Origin of the sequence: Actinoplanes lutulentus (assembly GCF_003259845.1) — a bacterium.
Lineage (GTDB): Bacteria > Actinomycetota > Actinomycetes > Mycobacteriales > Micromonosporaceae > Actinoplanes > Actinoplanes lutulentus.
Map to the genome: position 1 here is coordinate 1 of NZ_QLMJ01000027.1, position 11,938 is coordinate 11,938.

The following is an 11,938-nucleotide window of genomic DNA, read 5'->3' on the forward strand; positions in this document are numbered from 1 at the left end:
GGCGAGCTGGTGCGCACCGGCCTGCTCACCGAACACACGGTGGGCCGGTTCACCACCCACGACCTGATCCGGGCCTACGCCCAGGAACTCGTCCATCAGCACGAGGACGGCCCGGCCAGGGAGCATGCCTTCCACCGGCTCGCTCACCACTATCGGCAGACCGCCTATGAGGCGGATCTGCTCCTGGTTCCTGCCGTCGTGCTGGACCGGCCCGAGGAACTGGCGGACACGGTGACCACCCATCTGAGTGATGCCGGTGAGGCCATAGCCTGGTTCAACGCCGATCGGCAGGTCATCAAGGCCATCGTCGGGCGCCAGCTCGACGACGGCCCCGCGGATCCGGCGTGGCGGCTGGCGGTCAGCCTTCAGCGTTTCCTCCATGGCGAGGGCTGGTGGCACGACTGGGCCGCGATGGCACGCTCCTGCCTGCAAGCGGCCACCGCCGCGGGGGACGACCTCGGACGGGCCTACATGTCCCGGAGCCTGGCCGGCGCCGAGCTCATGCTGGGCAACCACGACTCCGCCGCGCGGTTCCTGCGTCTTTCGCTCGACCTGTTCAACGGGCTCGGCAATGCTGAGGAACAGGCGCTGGTGTACCGAAACCTCGGCCAGGTGAGCGCCGCTCAGGAGAACTATCGCGACGCCGTCGACAGCTACGAGCACGCTCTGCGCCTCGTCGAGTCGCTCGACGATCTGCTCGCCCAGGTCGCCCTGCTGTACTGCCTGGCCGAAGCGCACGCATACCTCGGCCGGACGGACACCAGCATGGAGATGGCCAGCCGTGCGCTGAGGATCGCGGAGACGCTGGACGACCCCACCGGCCTCGGGCTTTCGTACGAGGCACTGGCGATCAGCTTCTATGCCGAAGGGGACCTGCCGGCCGCGCTGACCGCCTGGAAGCAGGCGACCGAGATGTACCGGCAGCTGGGGTGGCGGATGAACTGGGTCGAGTCTCTGCTGCACCAGGGCGACACCGCGCTCGCCCTGGGCGACCCGGCTGATGCCCGTGCCGCATGGCAACAGGCGCTCGACCTGCTGAGTCACCTGCATGTGCCGCTGGTGCCGGTGATCGAGGAACGCCTGACGCGACTCGAGCCGGCAAGAGCTGTGCGGGCGTACGGTGCACGCTGAACTTGCTGGTCCGGGCTCCGTCATGTCGGGTATGGGACACGCCAGTTTGGATGTCGGGCCCACGCCACGAGGCGTGAACCGGTAATGAGCGATCTGAACCTCGTCAAGGACGATCAGACCTCGTGGCCGGCATTGGTGGACGTCCTGTCACAGAGTTTCGCCGCACCGCGGATACTCCCCGCCGACCATGAGAAGGCCCAGGCCTGCTTGACCCAATTGCAGGTCACGGCCTCCTCGCCGCTGGGCGCCATCGCGCTCAACAGCGGCGGAATCCTGCTGTACGACGGCTGGCTGCGCATCTACGGAGGCTCGCCGGGGCCGGACGTGAGCCTGCCCAGCATCGGACAGGTCAACGACTTTCCCGAACGCATCGACAGGACGTGGGCGCCGACTGGGGGATTGATAGTGGCGCACGATGTTCTCGGTGGCGTCTTCTTTCTCAACGGACTGCGGCGCGGCGCCGGCCGGCCCGGTGTGCCAGGCGAAGTCCTCTACTTCGACCCGGCGTCGTTGAAGTGGGCGAGGTTGCGGATGTCGCACAGTGAGTGGCTGGACTGGTGCGTATCCGGTGATCTGCCGCATTTTTATGAGGGCCGGCTCTGGCCGAGCTGGCGTGCCGACGTGCTGGCGCTCCGTGCCGACCAGGGCATCGCCGTCTCCCCGTTCCTCTGGAGCGAGGAGAGTCGGGCCCTTGGCAGCGGCATCGTCCGGACGGTCGCTTCCATGGCGGCGATTCTCGGCCGCCAGTTCGAAGCCGCGCGGCGGAAAGGGCGTCACATCGACCGGGCCTTCGGCCGATATCCATCGACGAGTCCGCCGAGTTAGAGCAAGCCCAGTATTTCCAGGCAGCCGGGGTACGGCGTTCGATCACCCATGACTGACATGATCGAGAGGTCCAGGCTTCGACGCGCGGCCCGCGGGGCCGACGGTGGCGGGAGGCGGCACTCCGCATCGGAATGCCGCCTCGCCGCCGTCTCAGGACTGGCTGTCGCCGGCTACCGGGCCCAGCACCTCGTGGGCCTTGAGCCTCTTCGAGGACCACGGTGCGACACGGGCCGCGAACAGAACTCGTCGGTGGCTTCTTGTGGTTCACGGACGAACCAGGCGTCACGGCAGCGGGGTGAGAGGTGCCACCGCCCGGAATTCGGAGTCGTGCCAGAGAAGGGGTTTGCGGGCCGGGTCGGCGGACAGGGAGAGCACCCTGAGCAGCACGATCAGGTGATCGCCGCCCGGGAAGACGGTCTCCGTGCTGCACTCGAACCGGGCTGCGGCGCCGGTGAGCAGCAGCGCGCCCCGGCTCGTCTCGTCGAAGTCCGCGCCGGCGAAGCGGTCGCGGCTGCGGCTGGCGAGCTGCCGGCCGAGCCACGCGTGGTCCTCGGTGAGCACGCTGACGCCGATCGTGTCCGCGGTGCTCAGCACCGGCCAGGTGCGGGATGCCGCGTCGATGCACAGCGCGAGCAGCGGTGGGTCCAGCGATACCGATACGAAGGCGCTGACCGCGAGCCCGACCGGTGCGCCGTCGATCTGGGCGGCTACCGCCATCACGCCCCGCGGGTACAGCGTGAACGCCCGCCGGAGTGCGGCGACGTCGTCGGTCACGATGTCAGTCACGGGGACCCGCCACCCATTGCCCGTTGGCGGTGATCGCCACGTCGACGTTGCCGCGCAGCGCGTTCGAGTAGGGGCAGACCCGGTCGGCCTCGGTGGCCAGTTCGACGGCTTGCCCCGCATCGGTCACTCCGGGGATCGTCACGGCCAGCGTGGCGTCGATCCGGAAGCTGCCGTCGTCGACGGAGGAGAGCGAGACCGAGGACTCGACGCTGGTCTGTCCCAGGTCGACGCGGGCTCGCCGGGCCACGGTGGACAGCGCCCCCTCGAAGCACGCGGCGTACGCCACCGCGAACAGCTGCTCGGGGTTGGTGCCGGGGCCGCCGGAAGCCGGCCGGGAGAGGGCGACGTCGAGGTGGCCGTCGTCGCTACGGCCGTGGCCGTTGCGCCCACCGGCCACGTGGGCTTTTGCGGTGTAGATGTGGGACACGGTTTTCTCCTAGAACGGGTAGCGGGCGATCTCGGCCTGGCTCGTGAGCCACTGCTGCTCGGTGAACGCGTCGGCGTTGTATCGGTGGGAGCCGACCCGGCTGCCGTTGCCGGAGGCGCGTACGCCGCCGAACGGTTGCAGGACGTCGTCGACCAGGGTCTGGTCGTTGACGTGCACGTTGCCGCTGACGATGCGGTCGGCGAACGCCAGCCCACGGCCGACGTCGCTGGTCAGCACGCCGGCGGACAGGCCGTACTCGGTGCCGTTGGTGAGTTCGACGGCCTCGTCGAAATCGGCGAAGGTGGTGACCGGCGCGATCGGCCCGAAGATCTCCAGGTCGTATGCGCTCATGCCGGGCCGCACGCCGGAGAGCACGGTCGGGGCGTAGAACAAACCGTCGTAGGTGCCGCCGGTGACCACGGACGCACCCGCGGCCCGCGTCTCGGTGACGATCTTGTGTACGGCGTCGCGCTGCCGCACATCGATGATCGGTCCGATCGCGACGGACGGGTCGAGGGCCGCGTTCCCGACCGGGAGGGCGTTCGCGCGGGCCGCGAGCCGGGCGACGTACTCGTCGGCGATCGATTCGTGGACGAGGTGCCGGCTGGACGCCATGCAGATCTGTCCCGCGTGCAGGAACGATCCCCAGGCGCCGGCGCTGGTCGCGGCGTCCAGGTCGACGTCGTCGAACACGACGAGCGCCGAATTGCCGCCGAGTTCGAGGTGAACGCGCTTGAGGTGCTTGGCGGCCTGCACCGCGATCGCGCGGCCGGCGCCGGTCGAGCCGGTGAACGCGATGATCGGCACGTCCGGGTGGTCGACGAGCGCCGCACCCAGCGCGCCGTCGCCGGGCAGCACGGCGAGCGCGTTCTCGGGGAGCCCGGCCTGGAACAGCACTTCGGCGATGATCGCGCCGCCGCTGACCGCGGTGCGGGGATCCGGCTTGACGATGACGCTGTTGCCGACCGCGAGCGCCGGCGCGACGCTGCGCAGGGCGAGGAACAGCGGCGAGTTGAACGGCGCGATCACGCCGACGACCCCGGCCGGGATACGCCGGGAGATGCTGAGCCGGCCCTGCGGTGACGGGTAGGTCTCGCCGGTCGGTTCCAGGGCGAGTCCGGCGGCGGCGTGCAGGGTCTGCGCACTGATGGTGAGTTCGAACATCGCCTTGCCGACCGTGGCGCCGCCCTCGCGGACGAGCCAGCCGGCGAGTTCGGCCATGTTGGCCTCGATCAGGTTGCCGGCTTCGCGCAGGATCGCGGCGCGTTCGAACGCGGGGCGCCGGGCCCAGGCGCGCTGGCCGTCGACGAGTCGTGCCACGGACGCGGTCAGGTCATCGGTGGACGCGGTCGCGATCTGGCCGAGTACGGCGCCGGTGGCCGGTTCGGTGATGTCGGCGGTGGTGGTGGCCGGTTGGGCGGTGCCGGCATACAGCACCTGGGGCATCCGGTCGGGGTCGAGAAGCGGCATGGCAGTCCTCTATTCGGGCAGGTTGGCCTCGACCAGCGCGGCACCGCGCAGGCCGATCATCATCGAGGTGAGCATCGTGTTCGCCCGGGGGCTGACCGGGATGATCGAGGCGTCGGCGACCGAGAGGCCGGTGACGCCGATGACCGCGAGCGTCGGATCGACCACCGCGCCGGCATCGGTCCCCATCCGGCAGGTTCCGACGAGGTGGCCGTAGGACTCGAGGTGGCCGGGCAGCAGCTCGGCGGCGTTGGTCGCGCGCCACCACGCGCCGGCCGGTTCGACCAGGACGGTGCGCAGCGCGTCGAGTGCCTTGCGCGCGTCGTCCAGCAGGAGATCGAAAGCCGTGGCGTCCTGGGGGTCGGCGAGGTGGTTGAGGCGTACCTCGGTCGCGCCGCCCGGCGTGAGCCGGACCGAGCCGCGACTGACGGCCCGCATCAGGCCGAGTCCGAGGAAGACGTCGGCGGGGTCGGCGCCGGGCAGGTACGGCTGTGCCTGGTGCGGGTAGAGGTGCACTTCGACGCGGTCGTCGGCGAGGATCTCGTACCGCAGCAGGACGCCGTTGACCGGGCGTAAGGCGGGCGCTGCCGGGTCGGTGGCGCGGACCTGGAGCACGGTCCACGGGTGGTCCTGCAGGTTGGCGCCGACCTCGGGGGCGTCGTGGACGAGCGGGATTCCGGCTTCGGCGAGGCCGGCCGCGGGGCCGATGCCGGAGCGCAGCAGCAGCGCCGGGGTCTCGACGGCGCCCGCGCAGACGACGACGTGGTCGGCGTCGATCGTCCCGGTGCCGGTTTCCACGCCGACGCAGCGGGTGCCGTCGAAGAGCAGCCGTTTCGCGGTGGTTCGTGGTCGCAGGTGCGGGCGTAGCCGGGGGAGCAGGGCCTCGTGGACGCCGTAGCGCACCGACCCGTCCTTCGTGTTCGTCGGCCAGTGGCCGACGCCGAGCACAGCGGGTGCGTTCTGGTCGTCGACCCAGGTGTGTCCCTGATCGGTGGCCCATGCGGCGAAGGCGGCGTCGACCGGGCCGAAGCTCAGCCGGGTGATCGGTATCGGACCGGTGCTGCCGTGCTCGGGCCGGTCGCCGAACTGCTGGTCGGTCTCCAGCGCGTTGAACGCCGGGGCGACGTCGTCCCAGCGCCAGCCGTCGATGTCCCAGGCGTCGAAGCACCAGGGCTGGCCGCGTAGTGCCGCCGCGGAGTTCGTCGACGTGCAGCCTCCGGTGACCCGGCCCCGCAGCAGTGGCCGGCCGGTGCCGGCATCGACGTGGCCCCAGTCGACGTCGTCGGGGGTGGCGAGGTCCCGGCGCATCCAGTCCGGCGGGGGAGTGCCGGGGTCGTCGCCCGCTTCGAGCAGGATGACGTCGATGTCGCCGCGCTCGGCGAGGCCGTTCGCGCAGAACATGCCGGCAGCGCCGCTGCCGATCACCACGATCGTCTTACGCAAGGCTTTCACCACCATCGAGTACGAGGATCTGGCCGGTGGTCGACGCCGCGCCCGGCGAGGCCAGGTAGGCCACGGCGGCGGCGACGTGCTCGGGGGCGATCGGCGCGCCGAGCGGGATCGCGGCCATCTTCCGGTTGACGTAACCGGGGTCGGCGAGGACGTCCTCGGTCATCGCGCTGGGCACGACGGTCGGGGCGACGGCGTTGACCCTGATGCCGTCCTCGGCCCATTCCAGGGCGAGGAGTCTGGTCAGGTGGCTGAGGCCGGCTTTGCTCACCCCGTACGCGAAGGATCCTTTAGCGGCGAGGAAAGCGTGCGTGGAGGAGATCGACACGATCGCGCCGCCGTCGCCGGCGAGGGCGGCGTGGGCGGCTCTGGACATCCGGTAGGCGCCGGTGAGGTTGACGTCCAGGACGCGCTGGAAGGTGGCGACGCTGGTCTGCAGGGCGGTGTCGCGCACCATCACACCGGCGCCGTTGACGAGCAGCGACAGTGTTCCGTGTGCGCTCACGGCGGCCGCGACGACCTCGGCGCAGGAGGCGTCGTCGGTCACGTCGAGCCGGTGTGCGGTGGTGCGTTCACGCAGGTGCGGTGGGAGTTTCGCCACGGCAGCATCGAGGGCGGTCTCGTCGGTGTCGGCCAGGGCGAGACGCATCCCGGCGGCGCCGAGTGCGGCCGCTGTCGCCTGTCCGATCGCCCCGGCGGCGCCGGTGACGAGAGCGGCCGGCGTCATGCGGCGACCAGACGGGGCAGGGCGTAGGCAGGTCGCATGGACAGTCCTTGGGTGATGGAGGTGCCGATCAACAGGCCGGCGGCCCGGCCTTCGTAGACGGCTTCCTGAACGGTGCGGGGAGCGAACGCGTCGCCGGCCAGGTGTACCTGGCCGGACCAGCCGGATTCCGCGAGTTCGTCCAGCAGGCCGGCGCGGGCTCGTGCGGGCCGGACGTGGACGATCGAGTCGATGCCGGTCAGGGTCTGCGCCGACCCGTCGACGGTGTGAGTGATCGTGACGGTGTTGTCGAGGGCGCTCGACGGCCGATGCATCGTGAAGATCCGGATGCCGGCCGCGCGGAGCCGTTCGGCGAGCCCAAGCCGGGAGTACACGGTGATGCGCGGGGCCATGCTCGCCAGCGGGGTCACCAGCCGGACGGCGACGCCGCGCGCCGCGAGATGCTCGGCCAGCGCGAACGCCTCCCATGACCCCAGTTCGTCGAGCACGAGCGTCGTGGCGCCGGCTGACTGCGGCTGCCGTACGACGTCGCCGAGTTCCAGGGCCGGCGGACCGCCGGGCAGCACCAGCGCGTCATCCGGGTGGGTGGCCGCGCCGGTGGCGAGTACGACGACGTCGGGCGCGAGCCCGGCGACCGTGGCGGCGGTGACCCGCGCGCCGAAACGCCGGACCACGGCACTGGCGTCGAGTTCGGCCAGCAGGTCGTGCAGGAGCAGGCCGAATCCGCTGCGGATCCGGGTGACGTCCGGCAGCGCGCCGCCGGGTCCGGCGGCAGCGTCGGCGAGGACGACGTGATGCCCGCGGCGTGCCGCGGTGGTCGCGGCCTCCAGGCCCGCGGGGCCGGCGCCGACGACCAGCACGGAAAGCGGCTCGGGCCGGGCCGCCTCGGCCGCCAGCCAGTCGCGCTCACGGCCGACGGCCGGGTTGACCGTGCAGGTGATCGGCGTGATCGCCTCCAGGTTCGCGTTGCAGCCCTGGTTGCAGGCGATGCAGCGACGCGGGGAGTGCTGCCGGAGCGTGCGCCGGGTCAACGCCGGCTCGGCGATGTGCGCCCGGGCGTAACCGACGAGGTCGGCCTCCCCGGCCGCCACCATGGAGGCGCCGGTCTCCAGCGTGTCGATCCGGCAGATCGCGAGCACCGGGACGTCCGGGAACTCCCGTTTGAACCGTGCGGGCAGATGCCGGAAGGGCGCCGGACCGTAGCTCATGTCGGCCATCTGGGTGCTCAGCGATGCCGCGCCGGCGTACGCGGAGTGGCTGACGTGCAGGAAGTCGACCGGGGCGGCGTCGCGGAGATGCTCGACGATCCGGACGACGTCGTCGGGGCCGAGACCGCCGGGCAGGAACTCGTCGGCGGAGAGCCGCAGCCCGACGGCGGCCCGGCCACCAACGGCCTCGACGACCGCGATCAGTACCTCACGCGCGAGCCGGGCCCGTGCGGTGAACGAGCCGCCGTACCCGTCGATCCGGTCATTCGTGAGTGGCGAGAGGAACTGCTGGAGCAGGTGCCCGTGGCCGAGGTGAACTTCGAGACCGTCGAACCCGGCCTCGACGACTCGCGCCGCGGCGGCCGCGAACCCCGCGACCACGGTGTCGAGATCGAACGCGTTCATGACGTGCGGGGAGTGCGCGCCGGTGCTCCAGGGCGCCGCGCTCGCACCCCAGCTGCCGTAGTGATCGTCACCGGAATGGCGGCCGGTGTGCAGGATCTGGGCGAACAATCGCGTGTCTTCCGCGTGCACGACCTCGGCGAGCGCGGACAGGCCGGCCAGCGCCTCGTCGTCGTAGGCGTGCAGGCCGAGGCGGCGCAGGCTGGTCGGGTGTACGCGGATCCCCTCGGTGATGATCAGCCCGGCGCCTCCGCGCGCCCGTTCCCGGTGGTAGTCGAGGTGGCGCCGGGTCACCAGGTTGCGGCCGGCCTCGCCGAAGTTGGTCGTGTGCGGGGCGACGAAGATGCGGTTCTTGACCCGGGCCGGGCCGAGGTCGATGGGCGCCTGCAGCGGCGTCAGGCCGGTGTTCAGCTCACCCACCTCGCTGACACGGATTTGAGGTCGGTGAAGAAGTCGACGGCGGTGCGGCCCTGGGAGTGGATCGTGCCGAGGAACGAGCGCCGGCGGCCGCCGAAGCCGACCTGGGCGGTCGGGGCGGCGACGCCCACATTGACGCCGATGTTGCCGACGTCGGCGCGGCTGGTGAAGGTGCGGGCGGCGGCGCCGTCGGTGGTGTAGATCGACGCGGCGTTGCCGAACGGGCTCGCGTTGACGAACGCGAGGGCCGCGTCGAGCGTCGGTACGGCGACGACGAACAGAACCGGGCCGAAGATCTCGTCGGTCATAAGTGGGCTGCTCTCGGCGGCGCGCACCACGGACGGTCCGATCAGGTAACCCTTGCCGGGGGTGAGAGCGGAGCGGCCGTCGACGAGGACGTCCTCGCCGGCTCGGGTCAGCACGCCGGTGACGGCGTCGACCGCGGCCTGGGAGATCATCGGCGGGAGTCCGGCGGCGTCCGGGGACGGTGCCACCGTGCTCTCCCGCGCGGTGCGGACGACCGCGTCGAGCAGCGCGGGCTGATCGCCCACTGTGACGAGGATGCTGCTGGACAGGCAGCGCTGTCCGGACATGCCGAACGCCGAGGTCGTGACGGCGGTGGCGACGACGTCCGGGTCGGCGTCCGGGAGCGCGACGAGCGGGTTGCGGGCGCCGCCGGCGGCCTGGGCGCGTTTTCCGGCCGCGGAGGCGCGGGCGTACACCGCGGCGGCGGTCGCCGACGAGCCGACCAACGACACGCTCGCGACGTCCGGGTGGTCGCAGAGTGCCTCCACGGTCACCCGGCCGCCCTGGACGATGTTCACGACGCCGTCCGGGAAGCCCGCCTCGCGGAACAGCCGGCCGAGCGCGGAACCTCCGTACGGCGCCTGTTCCGACGGTTTGATCACTACGGTGTTTCCGCAGGCCAGCGCCCACGACCAGTAGATCAGCCCGGTCATGATCGGGAAGTTGAACGGTGCCACGATCGCGGCGACGCCGATCGGTTCGCGCACCAGTGTGGCGTCGATGCCGGAGACGACGTCGACGACGTGCTCGCCGGCGAGCAGCGCCGGGGCCGTCGCGGCGGCTTCGAGGTGCTCGCGGGCCCGTTCCAGTTCGGCGCGCGCGTCGGCGAGGGTCTTGCCGTTGTCGAGTGAGATGGTCGCCGCCAGCTCCGTGGCGTTCGCCTCGATCAGTCCGGCCAGGCGTGTCAACACTCGCGCCCGCCGGGTGGACGGCGTCGAAGACCATCCCGGCAACGCCGCCCGCGCGGCGGCGACCGCCCGGTCCACGGTTGCGGCGTCCCCACCGCCGACCGACCCGATCGGCTCGCCGGTCCACGGCGAGGTCACCGCGGTCGCGTCGCCGCTGGACGGCTCGAGGACCCCGCCGATCAGGTTCGAGGCCCGCTCGGGCAGCCCGCTCATGACGGCACCGCCGTCGTGGGCTTCACAGCGATCACGTCGATCTCCACGCGGCATTCACTTCCGATCCCGACATAGACGGTGGCTCGCGTCGGGAACTCGCCCGGCGTCCAATATGTTCGATAGATGCTGTTCATCTCGTCGTAGAACGCGCGGTCGGACAGGTAGACCGTCGTCTTCACCACGTCCGCGAGGCGTGCCCCGGCGTCGGCGAGGATCGCCGTCAGCGCGTCGAGCACGATGCGTGTCTCGTCGGCGATCGTCACCGCCGACGCCATGCGTGTCCGCGAGTCGTTGTCGAACGCCATGCCGTTCGCGAACACCATCGTCTCGGTCTCGACGCCCTGCGACAGCGGATACGACTCGTCGTACTGGGGACCCTCGGGCACCCGGATGATGCGGCGCACGGCGGCCTCAGTCCCCGGTCAGCGGGCCGAAACCGGCCGGCATCTCGGGCCGGATCGGCTCGGGCGCCGCCTCCGGGAAGTGCGGCATGACCTCGTCGGCGAACAGCCGGTTCGACCGCATGACCTGCTCCTGGTCAAGACCGGGGATCCAGGACCAGAGCACGACGCGCTGTACCCCGTACTCATCCTGCAAGTTTTTGATCTGTGCCCGGACGGTGTCGGGCGATCCGATGAACAGGTGCTCGCGGGAGTACAGGAAGGGCCACCATTCGCCGCGCTGTTCCTCGTCGGTGAGCTTCTCGCCCGGGTTGGCGAACATGTCGCGTGGCCGGACCCCGCCGACGTAGGAGTACAGCGAGTTGATCAGCTCGCGGGTGTCGGCCTCGGCCTGTTCGTCCGTCTCGGCGACGTAGACCATGCGCATCAGCGAGACGCCCTCGCCCCGGGCCGCCGGCCGGCCGAGCGTTTCCGACAGAGCGTCCTGGTACGTGGTCATCACCTCGCGCAGACCCTCGCGGGAACGCAGCCAGGTGATCACGTTCATCCGCTCACGAGCGGAGGTGACGAACCCGGGCGTCTTGTCCAGCAGATTCCACAGCGCCGGGTACGGCTTCTGGTACGGCTTCGGGATGATCGACATCGCGATGTACTCGCCGTCCTCGGCCCGCCACAGCGGGTTGCGCGGATACCAGGTCGCGGAGTCCGGAACGCCCGGGTGCGGGAACGTCCAGAACTCGCCCTGGTGGCTGAAGGCCTCCTGTGTCCACGCCTTTTTCAGGATCTCCATCTGTTCCAGGAAGAAGCGCCAGTTGCGCTGCTCGTCGGCGCGATCGCCGGCGAGGTGGAAGTTCGTTGCCTCTCGGCGCTGAATGCCACGCGCGACGCCGATGTCCAGGCGGCCCCGGCTCAGCTGGTCGAGCAGCGCGAGGTCCTCGGCCAGTCGCAGCGGGTGCCAGAACGGCGGGGTAACAGCGCCGGTTCCGATCCGAAGTCGCGACGTGATCCCCGCGACATACGCACCGGCGAGGATCGGGTTCGGGTTGATCTCGAAACCCTCGCCGCCGAAGTGGTGCTCACCCTGCCACAACGTGCCGAAACCGGACTCGTCGAGATGCACGATCTGTTCCGTGGCCATGTCGAGGAGCTCTCGATAGGACCGGGCGTTACCCGGGTTGTCCATCGTGAACAAGTAGTCGAACTGCATAGCGTCCCTCCCACCAGCCGTGAACCTATGGCGGACACAATTGCAGTAGCGGTGGACAGTTGTCCAG

The 11,938-nt window shown here is 70.7% G+C and carries 11 protein-coding genes; 2 read left to right on the forward strand and 9 right to left on the reverse strand.

Going from position 1 to position 11,938, the window contains the following annotated elements; genetic code table 11:
* On the forward strand, window positions 1–1,131 hold a 1,131-nt coding region (locus B0I29_RS40750; protein WP_146617051.1), incomplete at its 5' end, for a tetratricopeptide repeat protein.
* 84 nt (window positions 1,132–1,215) lie between these two features.
* Window positions 1,216–1,956: a DUF2625 family protein gene (locus tag B0I29_RS40755; protein WP_111654542.1), complete on the forward strand. Its 741-nt coding sequence runs from the start codon at window positions 1,216–1,218 to the stop codon at window positions 1,954–1,956.
* A gap of 282 nt (window positions 1,957–2,238) precedes the next feature.
* Here B0I29_RS40755 and B0I29_RS40760 read toward each other — a convergent pair whose 3' ends face one another.
* Genes B0I29_RS40760 through B0I29_RS40800 form a run of 9 tightly spaced genes read right to left on the reverse strand, consistent with a single transcriptional unit; the run spans window position 2,239 to window position 11,871 of the window.
* Window positions 2,239–2,742: a flavin reductase family protein gene (locus B0I29_RS40760; protein WP_181558245.1), complete on the reverse strand. Its 504-nt coding sequence runs from the start codon at window positions 2,740–2,742 to the stop codon at window positions 2,239–2,241.
* On the reverse strand, window positions 2,735–3,169 hold the full coding sequence (locus tag B0I29_RS40765) for an Ohr family peroxiredoxin (RefSeq protein WP_111654543.1): 435 nt from the start codon (window positions 3,167–3,169) through the stop codon (window positions 2,735–2,737). The genes B0I29_RS40760 and B0I29_RS40765 overlap by 8 nt, the downstream gene beginning before the upstream one ends.
* Before the next feature lie 9 nt (window positions 3,170–3,178).
* Window positions 3,179–4,639, reverse strand: coding sequence for an aldehyde dehydrogenase family protein (locus tag B0I29_RS40770; protein ID WP_111654544.1), 1,461 nt, complete (start codon window positions 4,637–4,639; stop codon window positions 3,179–3,181).
* Window positions 4,640–4,648: 9 nt separating this feature from the next.
* Window positions 4,649–6,094 (reverse strand): GMC family oxidoreductase, encoded by a 1,446-nt coding sequence (locus tag B0I29_RS40775; RefSeq protein WP_111654545.1) that lies wholly within the window; start codon window positions 6,092–6,094, stop codon window positions 4,649–4,651.
* On the reverse strand, window positions 6,072–6,812 hold the full coding sequence (locus B0I29_RS40780) for an SDR family NAD(P)-dependent oxidoreductase (RefSeq protein WP_111654546.1): 741 nt from the start codon (window positions 6,810–6,812) through the stop codon (window positions 6,072–6,074). The genes B0I29_RS40775 and B0I29_RS40780 overlap by 23 nt, the downstream gene beginning before the upstream one ends.
* Window positions 6,809–8,839, reverse strand: a complete 2,031-nt coding sequence (locus B0I29_RS40785) for an oxidoreductase (protein WP_245973154.1) — start codon at window positions 8,837–8,839, stop codon at window positions 6,809–6,811. Before B0I29_RS40785 ends, B0I29_RS40780 begins: the two co-directional genes overlap by 4 nt.
* Window positions 8,827–10,263: an aldehyde dehydrogenase family protein gene (locus B0I29_RS40790; protein WP_181558230.1), complete on the reverse strand. Its 1,437-nt coding sequence runs from the start codon at window positions 10,261–10,263 to the stop codon at window positions 8,827–8,829. Before B0I29_RS40790 ends, B0I29_RS40785 begins: the two co-directional genes overlap by 13 nt.
* On the reverse strand, window positions 10,260–10,667 hold the full coding sequence (locus B0I29_RS40795) for a RidA family protein (protein WP_220091556.1): 408 nt from the start codon (window positions 10,665–10,667) through the stop codon (window positions 10,260–10,262). Before B0I29_RS40795 ends, B0I29_RS40790 begins: the two co-directional genes overlap by 4 nt.
* A gap of 7 nt (window positions 10,668–10,674) precedes the next feature.
* Window positions 10,675–11,871 (reverse strand): LLM class flavin-dependent oxidoreductase, encoded by a 1,197-nt coding sequence (locus B0I29_RS40800; RefSeq protein WP_181558231.1) that lies wholly within the window; start codon window positions 11,869–11,871, stop codon window positions 10,675–10,677.
* Between the last annotated feature and the right edge of the window lie 67 nt (window positions 11,872–11,938).